The following is a 25099-nucleotide window of genomic DNA, read 5'->3' as shown; positions in this document are numbered from 1 at the left end:
CGCGCCACGGCGGCCGGTGGACACCACGCCCGCCGCCGTGGCGTGAACCGCGCGGTGGCGGGCACGGCCTGGTGAACGGTGTCATCGGCGGCTTCGCCGCCCTGGTCGCGGTGATCGCCGTCGGCTGGATCGTCGGCCGGACGGGCGCGCTGGGCGCCGACGCCGGTGGCGTGCTGTCGCGACTGTCGTACTTCGTGGCGACGCCGGCCCTGCTGCTGCTCACGCTCGCGAGGGCGGACCCGGCGGCGCTTCTGTCGGCGGCCCTCGTGGCGACTGCCGGGAGCGCGGTGCTCAGCGCGCTGCTGTACGTGGCGGTGGCCCGGTGGCGCTGGCGTCTGTCGCCGGCCGAGCTGGCGGTCGGCGGCCTCACCTCGTCGTACGTCAACGCGGGCAACCTGGGCGTCCCCATCTCGGTGTACGCCCTCGGCGACGCGTCCTTCGTGGCCCCGGTGCTGCTGTTCCAGGTGCTGGTCATGGCACCGGTCGGGCTGGCCGTGCTGGCCGGCTCGCGCACCGCGGGCGACGCCCCGCCCCGCTGGCGGCTGCTCACCCAGCCGCTCCGCACACCGGTCGTGGTGGGCTGCGGCCTGGGCGTGCTCGTCGCGGCCACCGGTGTGGACCTGCCGCCGCTGGTACGGCAGCCGGTCGAGCTCACCGCCGCGCTCGCGGTACCCGCGGCGTTGCTGGCGTACGGCATGAGCCTGCACGGCGCGCCACGCCCGGCGTCGGGCGACGCCGCCCCCCGGGTCTGGCTGGCCGTGGCCCTCAAGACCCTCGCCCAGCCGGCACTGGCCTACGCACTCGGTCGCTGGGTCGCCGGCCTGTCGGGGGTGGCGCTTCTCGCGGTCACCGTCACGTCGGCCCTGCCGACCGCGCAGAACGTGTTCGTCTACGCCGCGTCCTACGACCGGAGCACCCTGCTGGCGCGGGACGTCATTCTGCTCACCACCGTCCTGTCCGCTCCCGTGCTCGTCGGCATCGCCGTGCTGCTGGGCTGACGCGATGCCGCAGGGGTATCCACCCATGCCCGGAGGGTCTTGGACAGGCATCGCCGTGGCTCCTAGCGTGGCACCGTGATCAGGTCGGGAGGCGGCCCGTGCGGGGGTCGGGAGACGGCGCCGGGACGCGCGACGGCGGTGACGGCCCGGTGACCGCGGATCTCGTCGGCCGGCTGGGGCAGGTCGTCGGGCCCGCCGGTCTCATCACCGACGCGGGCGTGATGGCCGGCTACCTCACCGACTGGCGCAACGCGTACTCGGGAACCGCCGCGGCCGTTGTGCGGCCGGGCGACACCGGGGCGGTTGCCGCGGTCGTGGCCCTGTGCCGCGACGCGGGCGTCGCGGTGGTCCCGCAGGGCGGCAACACGGGGCTCTGCGGCGGCGCCGTCCCGGACTCCTCCGGCCGTCAGGTGGTGCTCTCCCTCACCCGCATGCGGCGCGTCCGGGACCTCGACGTCGCCAACCAGACCATCACCGTGGAGGCCGGCGCGGTCCTTCAGTCGGTGCGGGAGGCCGCGGCGGCCGCCGGTTGCCGCTTTCCGCTCTCCCTCGGCGCGGAGGGCAGCTGCACGATCGGCGGCAACCTCGCGACCAACGCCGGCGGCACGGCGGTGCTCCGCTACGGGACGATGCGCGACCTGACCCTCGGCCTGGAGGTCGTGCTGCCCGACGGGCGGATCTGGAACGGGCTCCGCGGGCTGCGGAAGGACAACACCGGCTATGACCTCAAGCAGCTGTTCATCGGCGCGGAGGGCACGCTCGGCGTGATCACCGCCGCCGTGCTGAAGCTCTTTCCCGCCGTCCGCAGCCGTGCGACGGCCTGGGTGGCCCTGCCGGGTCCGCGGGCCGCGGTGGACCTGATCGGGATCCTCCGGGACACAGCGGGCGACCGGCTGACCGGCTTCGAGATCATGTCCCGGCAGAGCGTGGAGTTCGTGCTGCGCCACTCGCCGGGCGCGCGGGACCCGTTCGGTGACCACCACCCCTGGTACGCGCTCGTGGAGCTGAGCGACACGCTTCCCCGTGCCGGCCTAGACGGGGTGCTCGAGTCGGCGCTGGGTGAGGCGTTCGACCGGGGTGCGGTGCGGGACGGCGTGGTCGCCGCCGGCTCGGCGCAGGCCATCGCGCTGTGGGCGCTGCGCGAAGGGATCTCCGAGGCCCAGAACCGCGAGGGCCCGAGCCTCAAGCACGACGTCACCGTGCCGGTGAGCCGCATCCCGGCGTTCGTGGATCGCACCGACCGGGCCCTGCGGGAGGCCGTCCCGGGCATCCGGATCGTGACCTACGGACATGTCGGCGACGGCAACCTCCACTACAACCTCAGCAAGCCGGTGGGCAGCGATGACGAGGAGTTCCTGGCCCGCGCCGACGCCCTCGCCCGCCTCGTCCACGACTCGACCCACGCGTTCCACGGCAGCATCAGCGCCGAGCACGGACTCGGGCAGTCGAAGCGGGAGATCATCGCCGACTACGCGGACAGCCACGGGCTGGACCTGATGCGGCAGCTCAAGCAGCTGTTCGATCCGCGAGGGCTGATGAATCCCGGCAAGGTACTGCCGGACATGTAAGGAGCGTCACCCCGATCGATCCTTCCGCCTCCGGCAGGCCGGGAGTAACTTCGGCAGGCGATGACCAACGTCTGGCACCTCACCGTGCGCCTGTATGTCGACCTCCGACTGCAGGCCAGCGGCATCTGTCCGGCGCAGCCGCTCTCCTGACGCTGCCCCGTTCACCCACCAGACCTTGGACACATCCCCATGGCTTCCGCCCTGCGCAAGATCCCCTTTTCCGTGCAGATCCTGCTCGGCCTCGTCCTCGGCGTAGCGCTCGGGTTCCTCGCCCGCGCCAACGACCTCGCCTGGCTGACCAGCACCCTCGACACCGTCGGCGGCCTCTTCGTCCAGCTGCTCAAGCTGGCCGTGCCGCCCCTGGTCTTCACCGCCATCGTGGTCAGCGTGGTCAGCCTGCGCGGCGTGGCCAACGCCGCCCGGCTGGCGCTCAAGACGCTGCTCTGGTTCGGCATCACCGCCCTGATCTCGGTGGCCATCGGCATCGGCCTGGGCCTGCTCACCAACCCGGGCAAGGGCGTCACCCTCGACCTGGCCGGCGCCGCCGCGCCGAAGAAGACCGGCTCCTGGACCGACTTCCTCACCGGCATCGTGCCCACCAACCCGGTCGGCGCGTTCGTCGAGGGCAACGTCCTCCAGATCGTCTTCCTGGCCCTGGTGATCGGCGCCGCCGCGCTGCTCATCGGCGAGGCCGCCGAGCCGTTCGTGATCCTCAACCGCTCGGTGCTGGCCATCGTGCAGAAGGCGCTCTGGTGGGTCATCCGGCTCGCCCCGATCGGCACCCTCGGGCTGATCGGTAACGCCGTCGCCTCGTACGGCTGGGACCTGCTGGCCCCGCTCGCGAAGTTCACCACCGCCGTCTACGTCGGCTGCGCCATCGTGCTGTTCGTGGTCTACCCGCTGGTGCTGGTTCTCGCCGGCCGGCTCAACCCGGTGCGCTTCTTCGCCGGCGCCTGGCCCGCCATCGAGCTGGCCTTCGTGTCCCGCTCCTCGGTGGGCACCATGCCGGTGACCCAGCGCTCGGTCGAGCGCCTCGGCGTCCCCCGCGAGTACGCCTCCTTCGCCGTGCCGTTCGGTGCCACCACCAAGATGGACGGCTGCGCCGCCATCTACCCGGCCCTCGCCGCGATCTTCGTGGCGCAGGTCTTCGGGGTGCACCTGGGCGTCACCGACTACCTGCTGATCGCCTTCGTCTCGGTGGTCGGCTCGGCCGCCACGGCCGGCCTGACCGGCGCGATCGTCATGCTCACGCTGACCCTCAGCACGCTGGGCCTGCCGCTGGCCGGCGCCGGCCTGCTGCTGGCCATCGACCCGATCCTCGACATGATGCGCACCGCCACCAACGTGGCCGGCCAGGCCCTCGTGCCGACCGTCGTGGCCGCCCGGGAGGGCACCCTCGACCGGACCGCGTACGACGCGGCCGGCAAGCGCGACCTGGTCGACGCCCCGGAGAATGAGCAGCTCACTCCCGTGGCCGCCTGAGCATTCGTTTCCGTCGGGGGGAGGGCATCGGCCCTCCCCCCGACGCCTGTTGAAGGATGACCGTATGAGTGCTCTGTTCACCCCGCTCACCCTGCGCGGCGTCACCCTGCCCAACCGGGTGGCGCTCGCCCCCATGTGCCAGTACAGCGCCGGGCCGGACGGCCTGCCCACCGACTGGCACCGCGTCCACCTCGGCTCCCGCGCGGTCGGCGGCGCCGGACTCGTCCTCACCGAGGCGACCGCCGTGGTGCCCGAGGGGCGGATCAGCCCGCAGGACACCGGGCTCTGGTCCGAGGCGCACGTCGACGCGTGGCGGCCGATCACCGCGTTCATCACCGCCCAGGGCTCGGTGCCCGCCGTGCAGCTCGCGCACGCCGGGTTCAAGGCGTCGACGTACCGGCCGTGGGCCGAGCACAAGGGCGGCGTGCCGGACGCCGAGGGTGGCTGGACCCCGGTCAGCCCGGGCGCCGAGCCGTTCCTACCGGACTACCGCACGCCCACCGCACTCGACGAGGCCGGCATCGCCCGCGTGGTCGAGGCGTTCGCCACCGCCGCCCGCCGGGCCCTCGACGCCGGCTTCGCCGCCGTGGAGATCCACGCCGCGCACGGCTACCTGCTGCACGAGTTCCTCTCCCCGCTCACCAACCACCGCACCGACGGCTACGGCGGCGACCGCGCCGGCCGGATGCGCCTGCCGCTGGAGGTGGTCCGGGCGGTCCGCGCCGCGGTCGGCGAGGCCGTGCCGGTGCTGACCCGGATCTCCGCCACCGACTGGGTGGACGGCGGATGGACCATCGAGGACAGCGTGGTGCTCGCCGGGGAGCTGGCCGCCGCGGGCGTGGACCTCGTGGACACCTCCTCCGGTGGCGCCGCCCCCGCCGCCAGCGTCCCGATCGGCCCCGGCTACCAGGTGCCGCTCGCCGCCCGGATCCGCCGCGACGCGGGCGTGCTGACCGGCGCCGTCGGCCTGATCGTCGAGCCCGAGCAGGCCGAGCAGATCGTCGCCACCGGCGAGGCGGACGTGGTCCTCCTCGGCCGCGAACTCCTCCGCGACCCGTACTGGCCCCGCCGCGCCGCCGCCAAGCTGACCCCCACCCCCACCTGGCCGCACCAGTACACCCGCGCCTTCTAACCCTCGCCCGCCCCGCGCCCCTCCGCGTTGACTCGTTGACGACATCAAGTTGTCAGCGGGTGTGAGGTGGTGCCGGCCCTCCCGGCGACGGCCGCGCCGCCGAGCGCCCCCGCCGGACGGGCGCCCGGCTTCACGCCCGGCCAGGCGGGGGACGCCCGGGAGTCAGCCGGCCAGGTGGCCCCAGCGAGGTTCCAGGTCGTGCCACGGACCCTGGGCGGCCACCGTGCCGTCGAGCAGCACCACCACGTGGTCCGCGCGCACCAGCGCCGCGCGCTTCGCGGTCGAGCCGACGACGGTCACCCCGTGCTCGCGCAGCGCCGCCCAGAGCGCCAGCTCCGTCGTCACGTCCAGGGCGGACGAGACGTCGTCGGCGACCAGCAGCTCGGTGCGCGGAGCAAGCGCCCGGGCCAGCGCCAGCCGCTGGAGCTGCCCGCCGGAGAGGCGGGTCCCCTTGTGGCCGATGAGCAGCCCGAGCCCGCCCCCGGCGGCCGCCAGGTCGTGGTCCAGCTGGGCGGTCGACACCGCGCCGGCCGCGTCCACCTGGTGCCCGAGCGCGATGTTGTCGGCCACCGTGCCGGAGAGCACCCGGGGCAGCTGCCCCACGTAGCCGACCTGGTTGGGGCGCAGGAACAGCTCCGGCTCGGTGACCGGCTCGCCGTTCCAGCTCAGCGTGCCGGTGTGGTGCACGATCCCGGCGAGGGCCCGCAGCAGCGACGACTTCCCCGCGCCGACCGGCCCGACCACCAGCACCAGCTGCCCGCGGTCGACGGTCAGGTCGACGTCGCGGACGGCGAGGGTGCCGTCGGAGTGCAGCGCGCCGAAGCCGGTCAGCTCCAGCCGGCGCAGCGGGTGCCGGGGCGGCGGTTCCGGGGCCGGGGCGGTGCCGGCAGCCAGGTCCAGCCCGGGCACCGTCGCCGAGTACGTGGCCACGCCGCTCATCGCCACGGTCCGCCGGGTCCACACGCGGGCCGACGGGTAGTGCGAGACCAGCGACGCGGTGGTCCACGCGAACCAGCGGGCCGCGCCGAGCGTGGAGACCGCGACCAGGGTGGCGCCGGCGGAGAGCCCGCCGGCCAGGTAGAGCGCCCAGGCCCCGATCGGCAGCAGGCCGCTGGCGATCGACGGGGTCGACCGGGCCCACACCTGCATGGCGATCTCCCGGCGCTGCCGGTCGCTGCGTACGGTGTCCAGCTTCGCGAGGTGGTGCAGCACCGGGCGGGTGGCGCCGGCGAGCTTCACCGTACGGGCCGCGGAGAGCGAGGAGACCAGGGCGGTGGCGAAGGCGGCGCGGGCCTTCACGGTGCCGGCGGCCGTGCGTTCCAGCCGGGGCCCGAACAGGGTCGCCGCCAGCCCGGAGACCACCATGGTCCCGACGAAGAACAGGGCCGGTACGACGCTGCCGGTCACCAGGGTCATGGTGATCACGATGGCCAGCGAGATGAACTGGTCCATCAGGTTGTCGGCGAGCTGCACGACCCGGTCGGTGTCGCCGCCCTGGGCCACCACCTCGGCCGGGGTGTGCCCGCTGACCCGGCGCGCCCCGGTCTGTCCGTGCACCAGCCGCGCGCTGATCCGCAGCATCTGCCGGATCCACCACTGCGGGAACCAGAGGTTGGTGAGGTACGGCAGCGGCAGCACCACGAGCAGCGCGGCCGCGATGCCCAGCGCCGGCAGCCACGGGTCTCCCCCGCCGACCACCTCGGCCCAGAGCCAGGGCAGCACCGAGCCGTCCAGCCCCAGCAGGGTCATCACGACGAACAGGCACACGGAGACCAGCCCGTACCGCGGGTCGTTGGTGCCGAGCCGCAGGATCTCCCGCAGGGTCCGCGCGGGCGGTGCGGCGGGCAGCGGCGGCGGGTCGGTGCGCGGCACCGCGACCGGGCGCGGCACGCTGGCCGGCACGGCCGCATCGACCGGCTCGTCGGGCCAGCCGTCGGGGCCGTCGAGCAGCTCGACCCCACCGCCTACGCGGGCGCCGGCGCCCGCGTAGGCGGTGGCGTGGCTGGTGGCGAGCAGCTCGGCGAAGCGGGCCGACTCGCGCAGCGGGCCGGCCTCCAGCACGGCGCCGTCGGCCATCACCACGACCTCGTCGCAGCGGCGCACCGAGGAGAGCCGGTGCGCGATGACGATGCCGATCCGGTCGGTGAGCAAACGCTCGGTGGCCTGGCGTACCCGGTTCTCGGTGACCGGGTCGAGCCGCGCGGTGGCCTCGTCGAGGATCACCACGTGCGGGTCGCGGACCAGGATCCGGGCGAACGCGACGAGCTGCTCCTGCCCGGCGGAGAGCACGTGCCCGCCCTCGCCGAGCCGGGTGTGCACCCCGTCGGGCAGTTCGGCGATCCAGCCGGCCAGCCCGAGCTCGCCCAGCGCCCGGGTGGCGTCGTCGAGCAGGTCCGGGTCGAAGAGGGCCACGTTCTCGGCGAGGGTGCCGGCCAGGATCTCGGTGCGCTGCGGCACCACGGCGATCCAGCGGCGCAGCGCCTCGACGTCCAGGTCGACCAGGTCGGTGTCGCCCAGGAAGACGGTGCGGGACGGCACGTCCACGGCCCGGGTGAGCACCTTGGCCAGGGTCGACTTGCCGGATCCGGTGCGGCCGACCAGGGCGTACGAGCGGCCGCGGGCGAAGCTGAGCGTGACGTCGCGCAGCGCCGGGCCGCGGTCCTCGCCGGTGGCGGGGTAGCGGAAGGTGAGTCCCCGGACGGTCAGGTCCCCCTCGGCCGGCGTGGCGCCGCCGCTCGGCTCCTGCCGGGAGTCGGCGAGCAGCTGGACCCGGGCCCAGGCACCGAGCGCCTGTTGCAGGTGCGGCACCCAGCGGGCGATGTGCTCGACGGTCGCGCCGAAGGCGAGGGCGAGCAGCCAGATCGCGGTGAGCCGGGCGGCGTCGACCCGGCCGGTGGCCAGCGCCCACGCCCCCGCCAGGACCACGGCGGCGATGCCGACCCGGACGCCGCCGGCGGCCATCGCGGTGACCCGGGCGGACAGCCGGAAGACGCGACCGCCCCGGGAGATCACCTCGGCGGCCCGCCGGGCGTAGAGGCGCAGCACGTACGGCCGGGCCAGGCTGGTGCGCACGTCGTCCTGGCCGTGCACCGCCTCCTCCATGACGGCGGCCAGGTCGGACCAGGCCTCCTCCTCGACCATCCGGGCCGGGGCGATCCGGGCGGTGGGGCGGCGCAGCGCCACGCCGAGCAGGGCGGTCAGCAGGATCATGCCGACGCCGGCCGGCCACCAGACGACCAGGGCGCTGGCCGTGGCGAGCAGGCAGACGGCGACGCCCTGGACGAGCCGTACGCCGGTGTTACGCATCTCGGCGGCGACCTGGTAGACGTCGTTGTCGATCCGGTCGAGCAGCTCGCCGACCGGGGTGGTCTCCAGGGTGGGCAGGTCTTGCCCGAGCGCGACCCGGCAGAGCCGGCGGCGGACGTCGGCGGACCAGTCGGCGGTGAGGCCGGCCATCAGCAGGCCGATGAGCAGGTCGGTGACCACGGCGGCGACCAGCGCGACGGCCAGCGCGGTGAACCAGCCGAACGAGCGGTGCACCAGCACCGGCCCGGCCAGCGCCGAGGCGGCGGCCTGACCGCCGGCGCCGAGCACGATCAGCAGCAGGACGACCGCCATCCGGCGCGGTGCGGTGGCCCAGAGGTCGCGGAGCAGGCGCATGGACAGTCCTCCGGACTCGGGTCGGTGGGGGCGGTACCCCCAGCCTCACCCGGCCGGCCCGGCCGCTCAAACGATTTACCGCCGCGGCGTCACGTCTGGGCGACCCGGCGGACGATGCCGAGCAGCGCCTCCTGCACGTCCTCGATGGGCCGGTCCGGCTGGAAGACCAGCCAGTCCACGGCCACCACCAGCCCGACGCCGAACAGCGCCGAGCTGGCCGTGCGCACGTCCAGGTCGGCGGGGAGGTCGCCGCTGGCCACCCCGGCCCGTACGGTCTCCGCGATCACCTCGATGGCCTCGCCGCGCAGCAGCCGCAGGGTCTGCTGCCACTCCCGGTTGGTGCGCCACATCTCCGAGAGCAGGAGCTGGGCGAAGGCCCGGTAGCGGCGGATGTAGTCCAGCTCGGCACGGACCAGCGCGGCGAGCGCCTCGCGCGGCGGCAGCCCGGTGACGGCGGCCCGGAATTCGGCGGTGAGCAGGCCGATGCCGTGCCGCAGCAGCTCCTCGAAGAGGACCGTCTTGGACTCGAAGTTGTAGTAGACAGTCCCCTTGGCCACCCCGGCCCGGGCCGCGATGTCGTCCACGGTGGTGGCCGAGAAGCCCTGCTCGGCGATGAGTTCCACCGCCGCCACGAAGAGGCGCTGCCGCGTGTCCTCCCGCCGGCGGGTCCGTCCGTCCGTCACCCGCCCATCCTCACATGGTCAGCTCGGGGTGCAGTTTGGCCGGGGTGAGCCGGCGGGAGCGGCGCGCCGCGCCGACGGTGAGCGCCAGAGCGCCCAGTCCGAAGGCGAGCAGCACCAGCGCCCCGGTGACCACCGGCCCGGCCGGCCCGCCGTTGACGGTGTGCCGCAGACCGCCGACCACGTACGTCATGGGCAGCCAGGGGTGGATGGCCTGGAAGAAGCCGGGCGAGGTCTGCACGGGGTAGGTGCCGCCGGAGGAGGTGAGCTGGAGCATGAGCAGGGCCAGCGCGGCGAGCCGGCCGGCCGGGCCGAGCGCCACGCCGAGCAGCTGCATGATCGCGGTGAACGCCAGCGAGGTGAGCGCGAGCAGCCCGAAGGTCGCGGGCCCGTGCCGCGGGTCGAGGCCGAGCGCCAGGGTGACCACGGTGTAGAGCACCGCGACCTGGGCCAGCCCGATGGCCGCGGCAGGCAGCCAGCCGGCCAGCACGACCCGCCAGCCGGGCGCGCCGGACATCACGTGCCGCCGGTTCACCGGCCGCAGCAGCATGTACGTGATCATCGCGCCGACCCAGAGCGCCAGGGCCAGGAAGTACGGGGCGAAGCCCACGCCGTACGAGCCGGCCGGGTGGTCGGAGTGGCGGATCAGCCCGACCGGGTCGCCGAGGATGTCGGCGCGGCTGGCCGCGTCGTCGTACCCGGGCAGCTTCTTCTCGCCGGCGGCGAGCCCGTCGGCGAGGTCGCCGGCGCCGCCCTCCAGCTTGGTCAGCCCGTCGGCGAGCCGGTTGCTGCCGGTGCTGAGCTGGGCGAGGCCGCCGTCGAGCTGCCGGGCACCGGTGGCGAGCCGGTAGAGGCCGCCGCGGAGCTGGTCGGCGCCGTCCGCGGCGTCGCCGAGCCCGTCGCGGAGCTTCGCGCTGCCCTGAGCGAGGGTGGTGAGCCCGCCGGCCAGCTGGTCGACCTTGGCCCGGGCGGCGGCGACGTCGTCGGCCAGGTGCGGCGCGGCGGCGGCCACCTCGCGGGCGGTCCGCGCGACCTCGGTCATCTGCTTCTTCAGCGCGGCGAGGTCGGTCTTGTCGAGGGCGGCGACCATGGCCCGGGCCGCGGTGACCGTCTGATCGGCGGCCTTGCGGGCGGCGGCCAGATTCGGGTCGTCGGCCAGTTCGGGGTGCTTCTCGACCAGCGCGTCGAGCCGGTCGCGCACCTTCTCCGCCTGTCCGACCACCTCGTCGGCCTTCTCCGGCAGCGCGTCGAGGCCGTCGGCGAGCGCCTGCGCGCCGTCGGCGACCAGGGTGGCGGCCCGCTGGATGTCGGCGGCGTTCTTGCGCAGCAGCGGCTCGTATCTGTCCGCCGCGGCGTCGACCTGCTTGGCGGCGGCGCGGGTCTCGGTGGCCGCCCGGTCGGCGCCGTCGGCGATCTGCGCCGCCCCGGTGTAGAGCTGGTCCAGGCCGGTGGCCAGCTTGGTCGCGCCCTGCACGGAGGTGTTCAGCCCGCCGGCGAGCTGCCCGGCGCCGTCCTCGGCGGTGCCCAGCCCGTCGGCGAGCTGTCCGGCGCCCTGCTGCGAGGTGTCGAGCCCGTCGTGGATCTTCCCGGCACCGTCGGCGGCCCGGCCCGTCTCGGCCTTGGCGTCGGTGAAGCCGATCAGCATCTTGTCGAAGTACGACGCGGCGGTGCTCTCGGCGGCGGCGGCCCGGATCTCGCTGAAGGCCGACCGGGCGAGCAGGCCGGAGAGGTAGTTGGTGGCGTCGTCGTTGACCACCTTCAGCTCGCCCCGGCGGGCGGGCCGGTCCGGCTCCGGGCTGGCGGCCAGGGTGGCGGAGAAGTCCGCCGGGATCGAGAAGACCAGGTGGTAGCGGCCGTCGCGGAGACCGTCGGTGGCGTCGTCCGGGTCGGTCACCGTCCAGCCGAAGACCTTCCGGTCGAGCAGTTCGTCGGTGAGGTCCCGGCCGGCGTGCACCTCGCTGCCGTCGCCGGCCTTCGCGGGCCGGTCGGCGTTGACCAGGGCGACCGGGATCCGGTCGAGGTTCCCGTACGGGTCCCAGAAGGCGTAGAGGTAGAGGGCGCCGTAGAGCAGCGGGATGACGGTGAGGACGGCGAGCGCGGCGCGCGGCAGCCGCCCCCGGGTCATCCGGCGCAGCTCGAACAGTGCGAGTCGTACGACGCTCATGCGGTCACCTCGGAGGTCAGGGCCGGGCTGGGCAGGGCCGGGTCGCCGATCCGGTGGGCGATGGCGGTCACGCCCGGCTCGACGGCGCGGGCGCTGGCGACCACGGCGTACCCCTGGTCGGCGAGGCGGGTCAGGGCGTCCCAGATCCACGCCCGCTCGGGGGCGTCGGCGCCGGCGTCCACGTCGTCCGCGACGATCAGGCTCGGGCCGCTCAGTCCGGCCAGCACGAGCCCGAGCACCTGCCGCTCGACGGGGGCGAGGTCGCGGCCGTACCGGTCGGGGTCGAGCGGTGTGTCGGTGAAGCCGGCGCCGGCGATCGCGGCGGCGAAGGCGTCGCGGCGGTAGGCCCGGCGGGCCCGCACGGCGGCGACCGGGACGAGCTGCCGGCGTCGGCGCGGCACCGGACCGAGCAGCAGCAGCCGTTCCTGGATGTGCTCGGCCACGGTCAGGGTGGGGTCGGGCTCGTGCACCCCGGCCACCTGCCCGAGCGCGGCCGGGCCCCGGCGGCGCAGCTCGCCGTGTGTGTGCGGGAAGCGCCCGGCCAGGGCGAGCAGCAGCGAGGTACGCCCGCTGCCCGGCGGGCCGGTGACGGCGTGCAGCTCGCCGGCCTCGGCGGTGAGGTCGACGTCGCGGTAGACCCAGCCGCGGCGGGTACGCAGCCCCAGCCCGCTGGCTTCGACGATCTTCATCCCTCGGTTCCCGACTTCCTAGACTGACCGGTCAGTACAAAAACATGCCCAGCATAGCGTCGACTGTCCGGTTCGAGGCAAGTCGAGGTGGCGTGATCCCGGCCATGCGGCCGGCGAGATCAGACCGGCTCTGCCGCGGGAACGGCGACCCTAGAACAGCACGGTGGCGAGCGTGCCGACCGGGCGGAAGCCGCAGCGTTCGTAGACCCGGCGGGCGGGCAGGTTGAAGTCGTTGACGTAGAGGCTCACCGTCGGTGCGACGCGCTCCAGCGTGTCCCGCACCACGGCCGCCATCGCCGCGGTCGCGATGCCCCGGCCCCGCCACTCGGGCGCGACCCAGACCCCCTGCACCTGCGCGGTGCGCCGGGTCACCACGGCCAACTCGGCCTTGAAGACCACCTTGCCGTCCACGAACCGGGCGTAGGCGCGGCCCGCGCGCACCAGGTCGCCCACCCTTCGCCGGTAGCCGCGCCCGCCGTCCTCGGCCAGCGGCGACACCCCGACCTCCTCGGTGTACATCGCCACCGCCGCCGGGAAGAGCCGGTCGACCTCACCGCCGCGCACCCGGCGCACCTCGGGGTCGGGCGCCACGGTGGGCAGGGCGTCCGTCGCCAGGAGGGGCTGATTGGGGCGTACGTCCCGGGCGGGCCCCCAGTGCGCGGAGAGGCGGTCCCACAACCCGAGCACCGCGTCGGCGCGGCCCACGATCGAGGAGCAGAGCCGCTCCTCGGCGCTCAACTGCTCGGCGAAGGCGGCCACCGCCGACTCCGAGGCGAGCACCGGGGTCAGGTTGCCGCCGAGCCAGCAGATCGACTCGAGGTTGCGGCGGGAGCCGTAGCCCAGGATGCGCCCCTCGGCCCGCCACCAGGCCAGCCCACGCGCCGCCACCCGCTCGGCGACCTGCGCGCCGGCGTAGGGGTCGAGGTCGAGCAGCCGTTCGACGGCACGGCGCTCCGACTCCCCGAGTTGGCGTACCGGCACCGTGAGCACGGATACCAGCCTGCCAGATGCACCCCGGCCCGCGCGGGCCGACCTGGAGACGCCGGACGATCGGTGGTGAGTGGTGACTCAGCCGACCGGAACGGGCTCCGGCTCCGGCACGGCGGGCCGGGTCCGGGCGGCCCAGCGCACCACCGGCGGCACCAGCAACCCGAGCACCAGGAACAGCCCGCCGAGCAGCAGCCAGCCCGGCACGCCCCAGCCGATCGCCAGGGTGGTCACCACCACCGGGGCGATCATCGAGCCGAGCTGCATGCCCATCCCGTACGCGCCCTGGTACTGGCCCTGCGCGTGGGCCGGGGCGAGCCCGAACGAGATGCCCCAACCGGCCGCCGCGTGCCACAACTCCCCCACCACGTGCACCAGCGCGCCGCCGAGCAGCAGCGGCACCGCCACCGCGACCGGAACGCCCCCGCCGGCCGCGAAGAGCGCGCACGCGACCGCGATCACCGCCCCGGCCCGGCGCGCCGCCCGACCGGCCCCGGTGAGGTCCTCGGTGCCCCGCGAGGCGCGGACCTGGAAGAGCACCACCACCACGGTGTTGACCAGCAGGCAGGCGGAGATGAGCCAGCGTGGTGCGGTGGTGTGCCCGGCGATCCACAGCGGCAGGGCGATGTTGATGAGGCTGAAGTGCATCGACATCAGCCCGTCGAGCACCGTGAAGGCGAGGAACGGCCGGTCCCGCAGGGCGATCAGGCGCGGCCCGTGGGTGGGCGCGGGCACCGGCGGCACGGGCGGCAGCTTGAGCAGCACCGCCGCGGCCACCAGGTAGGTGGCGCAGTCGAGCAGGATCAGCGACACGTACGCGGTCCGGGTGTCGGCCGCCAGGCCGAAGCCGGCCAGCACGGTGCCCACCGAGATGCCGACGTTGGTGACCGCGCGCAGGTAGGCGCGGGTGCGCACCCGCTGGTCCGGCGGCACCGCACCGGCGATCAGCGCGCCCCGGGCGCCCCGGGTCGCCGAGTCGGCGACCGCCATGAGCACCCCGACCACCAGGAACCCGGCGAAGGAGCGCACGGCCACCAGGGCGGCGGTGAAGCCGGCCGAGGCGAGCAGCGCGGCGATCTGGAGCCCCCGCGGGCCGAGCCGGTCCGCCAGGTAGCCCATGGGTGCGCTGGTCACCAGGCTCACGAGCGCGGTGATGGTGAGGCCGAGGCCGACCTGCGCCACCGAGAGGCCGACCGAGCGGGTGAGGAAGAGCGCGCTGGCGGCGAGCCAGGTGCCCCGGCCCACGGTGTTGATGAGCGTGGACAGGGCGAGGGTCCGGGACGGGCCCGGTTCGGGAAGCAGGCGCACACCGACACCCTAGCAAGACGTACGTACGGTTTGTGGATCCATCCCACATATTGACTTGTCGGCGATGCATTGCCGATATATCGTTGATGCATCAGTGATAGACCGACAGAAGGAGAGCCCGATGGGTTTCCACCGACGGATGCACGCCGTGCACGACGAGATGCGGATGCGGGGCTTCGGCTTCCCGCCCGTACCCCCGGGACCGCCGCCGTTCCCGCCCGGACCTCACGGTCACGGCCACGGCCGGGGCGGGCGGGGCCGAGGGCGCGGCCGCCGGCCCAACGTGCGCGGAGCCGTGCTGGCCCTGCTCACCGAGCGGCCCATGCACGGCTACGAGATGATCCAGGAGATCGACTCCCGGACCGGCGGGGCCTGGCGGCCCAGCCCCGGCTCGATCTACCCGACCCTGCAACTGCTGGAGGACGAGGGGGTCATCGCGGCCGCCGCCGACTCCGACGGCGGCCGCAAGCGGTTCGCGCTCACCGAGCAGGGGCAGGCCGAGGCCGCCGAGGCGGCCCAGACCCCGCCGTGGGGCGAGTTCGCCGAGCAGACCGTGAACAGCTGGCACGACATCCGCGACGCCGGCGCGCAGGCCATGAACGCGCTGCGGCAGGTCATGATGACCGGCACCGACGACCAGCGGGCCCGTGCCGCCCAGGTGCTCGACGAGACCCGGCGCAAGCTGTACGCGATCCTCGCCGAATCCGAGTGAGCCGCCGCACGCCGGCCGGGGTGGGCACGGGACCGCCGCACGCCGGCCGGGGTGGGCACGGGACCGCCACCCCGGCCGGCGCCGCCCGTCAGCCGCGCCGGCGGGTGGTGACCAGCAGGTACTCCCAGCGCATCACCCCGGCGTCGAGGTGCCGCCGGGCCAGGTCCGCGAGGTCGCCGTCGAGCGCGGCGACCCGCTCGGGGTCCGCGGCGTTGGCCCGGTAGGCCGCGATCGTCGGCCCGTAGTGGGCCTTGAAGTAGTCGCGGAACTCCTCCGGGGAGGCGAACCGGTCCACAGTGATCACCTCACGGCGCGGCGCGAGGTCGGTGACCCCGTCACCGAGCAGGACACGGACGTGCTCCTCGTCGCCCCAGAGCGGGGGCGGCTGCGCGCCGGGCGGCGGTGGCGGCGCGTACGGCTTCATCACGGCGAACATCTGCCCGATGAACCCCTCCGGCGTCCAGCTGGCCAGGGCGATCGTGCCGCCCGGCCGGCACACCCGCACCAGTTCGCCGGCGGCGGCCCGGTGCCGGGGCGCGAACATCACCCCCACACAGGACAGCACCCGGTCGAACTCCCCGTCGGCGTACGGGAGCGCCTCGGCGTCGGCCTCCTGCCACTCCAGATCCGCGCCGCGCTCCGCGGCGAGCGCCCGCCCGATCTCCAGCAGCTCCGGGGTCAGGTCGCTGGCCACCACGCGGGCACCGGCCAGCGCCGCCGGGATGGCCGCGTTCCCCGTCCCGGCGGCGACGTCCAGCACCCGGTCGCCGGGCCCGACCCCCGCGGCCCGGACCAGTGTCGTGCCCAGCTCGGGGATGACCTCCGCGGCGACCGCGGCGTAGCTGCCGAGCGCCCACATCCGCCGGTGCCCGGCCTTCACGGCACGGTCCGCGTCCACCTGTTCGATCATGACTGCTCCTCTGCGTCGTTCCTGGTCCGGACGCTAGGCAGCGGGCGGTCGACGCCCTAGTACGAGATGTGTACCGGTCCCGACAGGTTCCTGGCCCGCCCCGCCCCGGCGGCGTAGCGTGCCGCGCATGGGGGCCTCCTACCACCAGTTCTGCCCCGTCGCGAAGGCCATGGAGCTGCTCGACGAGCGGTGGACGCTGCTCGTCGTACGGGAGCTGGTGAGCGGCTCCGAGCGCTTCAACGAGCTGCGTCGCGGCCTGCCGCGGATGTCGCCCACCCTGCTGTCCCGCCGGCTGCACCAGCTCGTCCGGGCCGGCGTCGTCGAGCGGCACGTGGACGGCACCGACGTGCGCTACGTGCCGACCCAGGCCGGGCGGGAGCTGCGGCCGGTGCTCGAGGCGCTGGGCGCGTGGGGGGTCCGCTGGATCGGTGAGCTGGGCGACGCCGACCTGGACCCGAAGCTGCTGCTCTGGGACATGCACCGGCACGTCGACCACAGCGTGGTCCCGGCCGGGCGCACCGTCGTCCGGTTCCGCTTCCGCGACGTCCCGGCCGACCTGCGGGACTGGTGGCTCGTCATCCGGACCGGGGAGACCGACGTCTGCGACGTGGACCCCGGCCACGAGGTGGCCCTGACGGTCGACGCCAGCCTGCGCGCCCTGGTGCAGGTCTGGCTGGGCGACCTGGACTGGCCGGCGGCGCTGCGCGGTGGGACGGTCACCGTGACGGGCCCGGAGGCGCTGCGCCGGGCCCTCCCCCGCTGGTTCACCCTCTCCGAGTTCGCCGCCGTGCCCCGGCGGGCGGCGCGGGCCTGAAACGGCGCGTGCGGCCGCCCCTCGGTGGGGACGGCCGCACGTCGTCGGTGGATCGGTGCGTCAGTGCACGGTGACCGTGGCGCCGCCCGGCACCAGGCCGCGCAGCTCCTCGGGGATCTCGGCGCCCATCTCGTCGGCGATGCGCAACGCCTCCTCGATCAGCGTCTCCACGATCTGGCTCTCGGGCACGGTCTTGACGACCTGGCCCTTGACGAAGATCTGGCCCTTGCCGTTGCCGGAGGCGACACCGAGGTCGGCCTCGCGGGCCTCGCCCGGGCCGTTCACCACGCAGCCCATGACGGCCACGCGCAGCGGCACCGGCAGCCCCTCCAGGCCGGCCGTGACCTCCTCGGCCAGCTTGTAGACGTCGACCTGGGCCCGGCCGCAGGACGGGCAGGAGACGATCTCCAGGCCCCGCTCGCGCAGGCCCAGCGACTCCAGGATCGCGGTGCCGACCTTGATCTCCTCGACCGGCGGGGCGGACAGCGAGACCCGGATGGTGTCGCCGATCCCCTCGGCCAGCAGCGCGCCGAACGCCACCGCGGACTTGATGGTGCCCTGGAACGCCGGGCCGGCCTCGGTCACGCCCAGGTGCAGCGGGTAGTCGCACTTCTCGGCGAGCTGCCGGTAGGCCCGGATCATCACCACCGGGTCGTTGTGCTTGACCGAGATCTTGATGTCGCGGAAGCCGTGCTCCTCGAACAGCGAGCACTCCCAGAGCGCCGACTCGACCAGCGCCTCGGCGGTGGCCTTGCCGTACTTCGCGAGGAGGCGCTTGTCCAGCGAGCCGGCGTTCACGCCGATCCGGATCGGCACGCCCGCGTCACCGGCCGCCTTCGCGATCTCCTTGACCTTGTCGTCGAACTGGCGGATGTTGCCCGGGTTCACGCGCACCGCGGCGCAGCCCGCGTCGATCGCCGCGAAGACGTACTTGGGCTGGAAGTGGATGTCGGCGATCACCGGGATCTGCGACTTCTTCGCGATCGCGGGCAGCGCCTCGACGTCGTCCTGGGAGGGCACGGCCACCCGGACGATCTGGCACCCGGACGCGGTCAGCTCGGCGATCTGCTGGAGCGTGGCGTTCACGTCGGCGGTCAGGGTGGTGGTCATGGACTGCACCGAGACCGGCGCGCCCCCACCGACCGGCACCGAGCCGACCATGATCTGGCGGCTGGCCCGGCGCGGGGCGAGCGGCGGCGGCGGTACGGGGGGCATACCGAGACTGACAGCGGTCACTTCAGGCACTCACCTTGAGAAGAGCGTGATCGGGTTGACGACGTCCGCGGTGACGGTCAGCAGCGTGAAGGCGCCACCGATGAGGATCACCGCGTACGTGATGGGCATGAGCTTGAGGTAGTCCACGCGGCCGGGGTCGGCCCGGCCGATCCGGGCGTAGAGCCAGGAGCGGGCCCGCTCGAACCAGGCGATGGCGATGTGGCCGCCGTCCAGCGGCAGCAGCGGCAGCAGGTTGAACACGCCGATGAAGAAGTTCAGCGAGACGAAGAGCATGAAGAACACCAGCCAGGCGTTGTTCTCCACGGCCTCGCCGCCGAGCCGGCTGGCGCCGACCACGCTGATCGGGGTGTCCACGTCCCGCTCGCCGCCGGTGACCGCGGTCCACAGGGCGGGGACCTTCTGCGGGATCCGCTGCATGGCGTGCAGGGTCTGCACCGCCATGTTGCCGGTGAAGTCGGCGGTCGCGCCGAACGCGGCGGCCGGACCGTACTGGACCCGGGTGGGGGTGCTCGGCTGCAGCGCGACGCCGAGGGCGGAGACCGCCGAGGTGGCGCCCTTGGGGTCGCCCAGCGGCGGGCGCTGCACGGCGGCCAGGTCGACGGTGGCGGTCGCCGGCTTGCCGTCCCGGAGGTAGTCGACGGTGGCCGCGCCGGGCGGGGTCGCGCGGACCACGTCCAGCATGTCGCCCCAGGTGGAGACCGGCTTGCCGTTGACCGCGGTGATCCGGTCGCCGTCCTGGAGCTGGGCCTTCGCGGCGGGGCTGGCCGGATCGTCGGCCTGGCAGCCCCGAGCGGCGTTCTCGACCACCACGCACGGGGCCAGGGCGATCACGGCCGGCTCGGCCTTGAAGCCGTCCTCGGTGTTCGGGAAGTCCGGGTTGGGCAGGCCGGCGGAGACCGCGATGATCCAGAGGGTCACCAGGGCCAGGGCGAAATGGGTGATGGAGCCGGCGGACATCACGATCGTCCGCTTCCACACCGGGTAGCGCCACATGGCGCGCTTCTCGTCCCCCGGTTCGACGTCGTCGTCCTGCGGGGTCATCCCGACGATCTTGCAGAAGCCGCCGAGCGGGATGCCCTTGACGCCGTACTCGGTCTCGCCCCGCTTGAACGACCAGAGCGTCGGGCCGAAGCCGACGAAGTAGCGGGTGACCTTCATCCCGAACGCCTTGGCGGTGAGCATGTGCCCCGCCTCGTGAAGGCTCACCGAGATGAGGATCGCCAGGGCGAAGAGCACCACCCCGAGCAGGTAAACCATCAGGCTCCTTCCAGCGACCCGGCGATGATCGCCTGGGCGTGCCCCCGTGCCCACGACTCGGCGGCGAGCACGTCCTCGACGGTACCTGGTTCGTCGAAGTCCGGAGCGTCCTCCAACACCCGTTCCAGGGTGTCGACGACGCCGAGGAAGGGCAGCCGGCCGGCCACGAACGCCGCCACGCACTCCTCGTTCGCCGCGTTGTAGATCGCCGGCCGGCAGCGCCCGGCCGCGCCGGCCGCCTTGGCCAGGGCGACCGCCGGGAAGGCGGCATCGTCGAGGGGGAAGAACTCCCAGCTGTGGGCCTTCGTCCAGTCGACCGCGGCGGCGGCGCCGGGCACCCGGTCCGGCCAGCCGAGGCCGAGTGCGATGGGCAGCCGCATGTCCGGCGGGCTGGCCTGGGCGAGCGTGGAGCCGTCGGTGAACTCGACCATCGAGTGGATCACCGACTGCGGGTGGACCATGACCTCGATGTCGGCGTAGGGCACGTCGAACAGCTCGTGCGCCTCGATCACTTCCAGGGCCTTGTTGACCATGGTGGCGGAGTTGATCGTCACGACCGGCCCCATGGTCCAGGTCGGGTGCGCCAGCGCCTGCTCCGGCGTGACCTCGGTCAACTCGTCGCGCCGCCGGCCCCGGAACGGTCCGCCGCTGGCGGTCACCACGAGCCGGCGTACCTCACCGCGGGTGCCGCCGCGCAGGCACTGCGCCAGCGCCGAGTGCTCGCTGTCGACGGGAACGATCTGCCCCGGCCGCGTCACCGCAGCCTTGACCAGCGGCCCGCCGGCCACCAGCGACTCCTTGTTGGCGAGCGCGAGGGTACGCCCGGCGCGCAGCGCCGCCAGCGTCGGCGCGAGCCCCAGCGACCCGACCACCCCGTTGAGCACCACGTCGCAGGGCCACCCGGCCAGCTCGGTCATCGCGTCCGGCCCGGCCACGATCTTGGGCAGCCGGAAGTCGCCGGTGGCCCAGCCGCGCCGGCTCGCCTCGGCGTAGAACGCGAGCTGGAGATCCTGGGCGGCCGACGCCCGGGCCACCCCGACCGCCTCCACGCCCAGCTCCAGCGCCTGCGCCGCGAGCAGTTCCACGTTGCCGCCGCCGGCGCCGAGGGCCACCACCCGGAACCGGTCCGGGTTGCGCCGGACGATGTCGATGGCCTGAGTGCCGATCGATCCGGTCGAGCCGAGCAGGACGAGGGCGCGGGGAGACGTCACGCGCCCATTCTTCCCCAGCCCTCCTGAAGGCCCGCTGGGAGCCTCACTCCCCCGCGCCCGGCGCCTCCTCGGCGGTGGGGGCAGCGGGAGATCTTGACGACTTGCCGTTCGCTGTTGACGGTAGGTCGCCAAGATCCGGCACGCCCTACCGGCCGGGGGCGAGGCGACCGGCGGCCTCCTGCGCCGGCTGGCCGAGCAGGCCCCGGGCGTGCAGGAAGGCGAGCAGTTCGTCGCGTTGCTCCGCCCCCAGCCCGTCGACCCGGGCGGGGAGCACCTGGTGCCGGCCGATCCGGAAGATCAGGTGGTACGGGACGGGCTCGACCCGTTCCACGGCGGGCCAGCGGACCAGGCAGTCCATCAGCTCGCCGTCGTAGCGCACCCCCTCGTCGCCGACGGACCAGACGATGGGGCGGCCGTAGAGCTTCCAGTTGATGCTGACCGTCCGGCGGCCGGCCCACCAGGCGACCAGCGCGAGCGCGACGGCGGCGGCACTCGCGACCACCACGCCGGCGGTGTCACCCCCGGACCAGGCCAGGAGGGCCAGCAGCGCCATCACGAGGGCGCCGAGCCAGTAGACGAGGAGGGTCCGGCGGAAGGCCCGGCGCAGCGCGACGCCGAACAGCTTCCGGTTCGGCTGCGCCGTGAAGGTGATCAACACGAGCGGAGACGATACGGCCGGACGGCTACGCCGGGCGGCTCAGGGCGAAGGTTTCCAGTTCCGCGCCGCCGTACCAGTCGGTGCGGGTGCCGAGGTGGGTCATGCCGAGCCGGCGGGCCACCGCCATCGACGGCTCGTTGCCGGCCATCACCACCGCGTAGACCTGCGGGGTGCCGGTGGCGAACTCGCGGTCCAGCACGGCCCGGGCCGCCTCGGTGGCGTAGCCGTGCCCCTGGGCGTCGGGGTGCAGGTGCCAGCCGACCTCGATGTCGTCGGTGGGCGTGACCCCGTCCCGCCCGGGCAGCGGCTTGAGCAGGACGCTGCCGACCGCCCGGCCGGCCCCGCGCGGTTCGATGGCCCAGAGCCCCCAGCGGCCGGCGTACGGGGCGTAGCGCTCGCGCCAGGCGTGCACCCGCTCGCGCGCCTCGGCCGGGTCGGTCATCCGCCCCGCGCCGCCGCCCAGCCAGCGCATCACCTCGTCGCGGGAGTAGATGTCGTAGATCCGGTCCAGGTCGTCCGGCGACTCCGTCCAGTCCCGGACCACCAGCCGCTCGGTCGAGGTGATCACACGCCGGATCGTAATGCGTGCCCGCCCGCCCCACGGGGAACGGGATGGCGATGGGTGAGCGGTGGCAGGCGACGAAACGGATCACCGGCACGGCGTTCCGGCCGGTACGCGGGCGGGACCTCTCGCTGCACGCCGCCGCGATCACGTTCTACGGCGCGATCGCCGTGGTGCCGGTGGCGCTGCTGGCGATCTGGCTCGCCGGGCTGGTGGCCGGGGACGGCCGGGTGCGCCGGCTCACCGCGTACGCCATCGACACCCTGCCCACCGACATCGGCGCCGACCGGGCGGTGGCCGCGCTGGTGGAGGCAGGGTTGGGGTTGACCCCGCTGCTGGCGCTGGCCTCGCTGCTGCCGGCCTCGCTCTACGGCGAGGGGCTGCGCCGGGCGTTCGTCTCGGTCGCCACCCCGCCCGGCCGGGCCGGGACCCTGGTCGGCTGGCGGGGGCGCCTGCTGCTGCTCCCACTGCTCGCGCCGGCCCCGGCGCTGCTGCTGGCCGTGCTCATGGCGCTGCCGCTCACCACGCACCTGGTGAAGCAGGGCGGCTGGCTCGGCGCGCTCGGTGTGGTGCTCTCGTTCCTGGCCACCTGGCTGGTGCTCACCCCGGTGCTAATCTGGGTGTTCCGGGTGGTCGGGCCGGCCGCGCCGGACTGGCTCGCCACGGTGGCCCTGGGCTCGTTCACGGCGGCCAACCTGTCCGGCTTCCTGCACGGCTTCGTGCTGTTCTGCTCGCTGCCGCTGGACCTGGGGGCGCCGTTCGGCGGGTTCGACGAGATCGGCGGCGGAGTCGCGGTGCTGCTGTGGCTCTACCTGTTCCACGTGATCGTGCTGGCCGGCTACTCGGCCACCCTGGCGCTGTCCCGCTGGCGGGCCACCCGGGCGGCGGCCCGCGCCTGATCGCCGGCGTCGGTCTCCCGGATGCCGTAGCGGCGGTGGACGCGGGCCAGGGGGCCGGGCGCCCACCAGTTCCAGCGTCCGAGCAGGCGCATGGTGGCCGGCACGAGCAGGGCGCGGACCAGCGTGGCGTCGACGACGATGCCCACGATCATGCCGACGCCGATGAGCTTGATGTAGGACATGCCGCCGGTGGTGAAGCCGGCCACCACGATGATCAGCAGCAGCGCCGCGGCCGTGATGATCCGGCCCGTGTGCTGGAGGCCGGCCGCCACCGCGCCGGTGTTGTCCCCGGTCCGGTCCCACTCCTCGCGGACCCGGCTGAGCAGGAACACCTCGTAGTCGGTGGCCAGCCCGAACAGCACCGCGAGCATCAGGATGGGATTGCTCGGCTCGATGAACCCGGTCGGGGTGAAGCCGAGCGGGCCGGCGAGGTGGCCGTCCTGGAAGATCCACACCATGACGCCGAACGAGGCGCCGATCGAGACCAGGTTCATGAGCACCGCCTTGACCGGCAGCACCACCGAACCGAACGCGAGGAAGAGCAGGAGCAGGGTGGCGCCGGCCATCAGCAGGGCCATCCAGGGCAGCCGCTCGCCGAGGCTGTCCAGCAGGTCCCGGTCGGCGCCGGGCCGGCCACCGACCAGCACCTCGGCGCCGGCCGGAGCGGGCAGCCCGCGCACGTCGCGGACCACCCGCTGGGCGGCGTCGCCGGTCGGCTCCCCCGGGTAGCTCACCGACAGCAGCGTGCTCTCCCCGCGCTGGGCGGCCACCTGCACGCCGGTCACGCCGGGGAGCGCGGTGATCCGGTCGGCGAGCCCGCGCGCCGCGTCCGCCGGGGCGCCGGAGACCAGCACGTCGATCGGGGCGACCTGGCCGCCGGGAAACTCGCCGGCGATCCGCTCGGCGACCACCCGGGGCGCGGCGCCGGCCGGCAGCACCCGCTCGTCGAAGCCGCCGAAGGTGATCCGCAGGAACGGGGTGGCCAGCACGGCGAGCAGCACCGCGACCCCGACCAGGTAGCGCACCGGGCGACGCATCACGCTGCGCGCGATCCGGGCCCAGGCGCCGCCCGCCCCGGCCGCCGCCGGCCCCGCGCCCGCGGCCCGACGCCGCCATGGCAGGGGTACGCGCACCGCGTCGATCCGGTGGCCGAGCACCGCGAGCAGGGCCGGCAGGACGGTGAGCGCGGCCAGCATGGCGACCAGCACGGCGGCCACCCCGCCGAGTCCCATCGAGCGCAGGAACGCCTGCGGGAAGATCAGCAGGCTGGCCAGGGCGAGCGCCACGGTGAGGCCGGAGACCAGCACGGTGCGGCCGGCGGTGGCCATGGTGCGGCGGATCGCCGTGCCGGTGTCGTGCCCGGCGCCCAGTTCCTCACGGAAGCGGCTGACCACGAAGAGGGCGTAGTCGACGGCCATGCCGAGGCCGATCAGCGTGATGATGTTGATCGCGAAGATCGACACGTCGGTGACCAGGTTGACCAGGCGGACCGCGACGAAGGCGCCGAGGATGGCCAGGCCGCCGATCAGCAGCGGGGTGGTGGCGGCGACCAGCCCGCCGAAGATCAGCACGAGGAGCACCAGCAGCACCGGCATGGAGAGCGTCTCGGCGCGGGTGATGTCCTCGGTGGTCTGGGTGGTGGCGAACTGCTGGAAGGGGACCGTGCCGCCGACCTCGGTGCGCAGGCCGGGCGCGTCCAGCGCGGGCCGCAGCGCCTCGAACTGCGCCGCCCGCGCGTCGTCGTCGGCGCCGGCCAGCCGGATCAGCGCGTACGTGGCCCGGCGGTCGGTGGCGACCAGGGCCGGGGCGGGGCTGTCGTACCAGGTGGTCACGCCGGTCACGGCGGAGCGCCCGCGCAGCCCCGCGACCGTGCGGGTGACCGGGTCGCGGAAGGCGGGCTGGTCGACGGTCAGGGTGTCGCTGGACCAGAGCACGATCACGTCGGCGCCCTGCCGGCCCAGCTCGGCGGTGATCCGTTGGGCGGTCCGGCTGGACTCGCTGGCCGGGTCGTCGAAGCCGCCGCCGGTCAGCTCGCCGAAGACGCCGGCGCCCCAGGTCGCGCCGAGCACCACGAGTGCCGCGGCGGCGGCCAGCACCGCCCAGCGCGCCCGTACGACCACGCGCCCCCACCAGGAGAACATCGCCATGCCCCCTCACCGGCCGACGCGGGTA

General features: G+C 74.3%; 20 protein-coding genes. 7 read left to right on the top strand and 13 right to left on the bottom strand.

What is annotated here, in order from left to right:
* The first annotated feature begins 71 nt into the window (after positions 1–71).
* From ABZW14_RS06450 to ABZW14_RS06435, 4 genes are all read left to right on the top strand, one after another.
* Entirely contained in the window at positions 72–998 is a 927-nt protein-coding gene (locus ABZW14_RS06450) for an AEC family transporter (protein ID WP_355340721.1), read from the top strand.
* A gap of 149 nt (positions 999–1147) precedes the next feature.
* Positions 1148–2566, top strand: a complete 1419-nt coding sequence (locus ABZW14_RS06445) for an FAD-binding oxidoreductase (RefSeq protein WP_355340718.1) — start codon at positions 1148–1150, stop codon at positions 2564–2566.
* Between the two features lie 201 nt (positions 2567–2767).
* Complete coding sequence (locus ABZW14_RS06440; protein WP_355340934.1) at positions 2768–4048, top strand: dicarboxylate/amino acid:cation symporter; 1281 nt, start codon at positions 2768–2770, stop codon at positions 4046–4048.
* A 64-nt stretch (positions 4049–4112) separates the two neighbouring features.
* On the top strand, positions 4113–5180 hold the full coding sequence (locus ABZW14_RS06435) for an NADH:flavin oxidoreductase/NADH oxidase (RefSeq protein ID WP_355340715.1): 1068 nt from the start codon (positions 4113–4115) through the stop codon (positions 5178–5180).
* Positions 5181–5342: 162 nt separating this feature from the next.
* Here the strand turns inward: ABZW14_RS06435 and ABZW14_RS06430 are convergent, their stop codons facing one another.
* From ABZW14_RS06430 to ABZW14_RS06405, 6 genes are all read right to left on the bottom strand, one after another.
* On the bottom strand, positions 5343–8840 hold the full coding sequence (locus ABZW14_RS06430) for an ABC transporter ATP-binding protein (protein WP_355340712.1): 3498 nt from the start codon (positions 8838–8840) through the stop codon (positions 5343–5345).
* 89 nt (positions 8841–8929) lie between these two features.
* Entirely contained in the window at positions 8930–9523 is a 594-nt protein-coding gene (locus ABZW14_RS06425; protein ID WP_355340709.1) for a TetR/AcrR family transcriptional regulator, read from the bottom strand.
* 10 nt (positions 9524–9533) lie between these two features.
* Positions 9534–11684 carry a YhgE/Pip domain-containing protein gene (locus tag ABZW14_RS06420; protein ID WP_355340707.1) on the bottom strand — a complete coding sequence of 717 codons (2151 nt, stop codon included), beginning with the start codon at positions 11682–11684 and terminating at the stop codon, positions 9534–9536.
* Positions 11681–12373: an ATP-binding cassette domain-containing protein gene (locus ABZW14_RS06415; protein ID WP_355340704.1), complete on the bottom strand. Its 693-nt coding sequence runs from the start codon at positions 12371–12373 to the stop codon at positions 11681–11683. The genes ABZW14_RS06420 and ABZW14_RS06415 overlap by 4 nt, the downstream gene beginning before the upstream one ends.
* 150 nt (positions 12374–12523) lie before the next feature.
* Positions 12524–13363, bottom strand: a complete 840-nt coding sequence (locus tag ABZW14_RS06410; RefSeq protein ID WP_355340701.1) for a GNAT family N-acetyltransferase — start codon at positions 13361–13363, stop codon at positions 12524–12526.
* A gap of 78 nt (positions 13364–13441) precedes the next feature.
* Positions 13442–14668: an MFS transporter gene (locus tag ABZW14_RS06405; RefSeq protein WP_355340698.1), complete on the bottom strand. Its 1227-nt coding sequence runs from the start codon at positions 14666–14668 to the stop codon at positions 13442–13444.
* A gap of 121 nt (positions 14669–14789) precedes the next feature.
* On the opposite strand from ABZW14_RS06405, the gene ABZW14_RS06400 reads away from it, so the two are divergent.
* Positions 14790–15380 carry a PadR family transcriptional regulator gene (locus ABZW14_RS06400; RefSeq protein WP_151464696.1) on the top strand — a complete coding sequence of 197 codons (591 nt, stop codon included), beginning with the start codon at positions 14790–14792 and terminating at the stop codon, positions 15378–15380.
* Between the two features lie 88 nt (positions 15381–15468).
* On the opposite strand, the gene ABZW14_RS06395 is transcribed toward ABZW14_RS06400, so the two are convergent.
* On the bottom strand, positions 15469–16290 hold the full coding sequence (locus ABZW14_RS06395; protein WP_355340695.1) for a class I SAM-dependent methyltransferase: 822 nt from the start codon (positions 16288–16290) through the stop codon (positions 15469–15471).
* A 127-nt stretch (positions 16291–16417) separates the two neighbouring features.
* Here ABZW14_RS06395 and ABZW14_RS06390 point away from each other — a divergent pair, with 127 nt between their 5' ends.
* Positions 16418–17104 carry a helix-turn-helix domain-containing protein gene (locus ABZW14_RS06390; RefSeq protein WP_355340692.1) on the top strand — a complete coding sequence of 229 codons (687 nt, stop codon included), beginning with the start codon at positions 16418–16420 and terminating at the stop codon, positions 17102–17104.
* A gap of 60 nt (positions 17105–17164) precedes the next feature.
* Here the strand turns inward: ABZW14_RS06390 and ispG are convergent, their stop codons facing one another.
* From ispG to ABZW14_RS06365, 5 genes are all read right to left on the bottom strand, one after another.
* Positions 17165–18340, bottom strand: a complete 1176-nt coding sequence (gene ispG, locus ABZW14_RS06385) for a flavodoxin-dependent (E)-4-hydroxy-3-methylbut-2-enyl-diphosphate synthase (protein WP_154225192.1) — start codon at positions 18338–18340, stop codon at positions 17165–17167.
* A gap of 9 nt (positions 18341–18349) precedes the next feature.
* Entirely contained in the window at positions 18350–19597 is a 1248-nt protein-coding gene (locus ABZW14_RS06380; RefSeq protein ID WP_355340689.1) for a site-2 protease family protein, read from the bottom strand.
* The gene (dxr, locus tag ABZW14_RS06375) at positions 19597–20808 is read right to left on the bottom strand and encodes a 1-deoxy-D-xylulose-5-phosphate reductoisomerase (RefSeq protein ID WP_355340686.1); all 1212 of its coding nucleotides are present in this window, start codon (positions 20806–20808) and stop codon (positions 19597–19599) included. Before dxr ends, ABZW14_RS06380 begins: the two co-directional genes overlap by 1 nt.
* A gap of 145 nt (positions 20809–20953) precedes the next feature.
* Positions 20954–21466, bottom strand: a complete 513-nt coding sequence (locus ABZW14_RS06370; protein WP_355340683.1) for a YcxB family protein — start codon at positions 21464–21466, stop codon at positions 20954–20956.
* A 25-nt stretch (positions 21467–21491) separates the two neighbouring features.
* Positions 21492–22034, bottom strand: coding sequence for a GNAT family N-acetyltransferase (locus tag ABZW14_RS06365; RefSeq protein ID WP_355340680.1), 543 nt, complete (start codon positions 22032–22034; stop codon positions 21492–21494).
* A 50-nt stretch (positions 22035–22084) separates the two neighbouring features.
* Between ABZW14_RS06365 and ABZW14_RS06360 the strand changes: the two genes are divergently transcribed.
* Positions 22085–22927: a YhjD/YihY/BrkB family envelope integrity protein gene (locus ABZW14_RS06360; RefSeq protein WP_355340677.1), complete on the top strand. Its 843-nt coding sequence runs from the start codon at positions 22085–22087 to the stop codon at positions 22925–22927.
* On the opposite strand, the gene ABZW14_RS06355 is transcribed toward ABZW14_RS06360, so the two are convergent.
* The gene (locus ABZW14_RS06355) at positions 22867–25074 is read right to left on the bottom strand and encodes an efflux RND transporter permease subunit (protein WP_355340674.1); all 2208 of its coding nucleotides are present in this window, start codon (positions 25072–25074) and stop codon (positions 22867–22869) included. The two genes, ABZW14_RS06360 and ABZW14_RS06355, sit on opposite strands and share 61 nt — an antisense overlap.
* Positions 25075–25099: the final 25 nt, after the last annotated feature.

The sequence above is a fragment of the Micromonospora sp. NPDC004551 genome (assembly GCF_040609975.1).
Classification (GTDB): domain Bacteria; phylum Actinomycetota; class Actinomycetes; order Mycobacteriales; family Micromonosporaceae; genus Micromonospora.
Note: the sequence above shows the minus strand (reverse complement) of the source record. Positions and strands in the feature narration are given on the sequence as shown.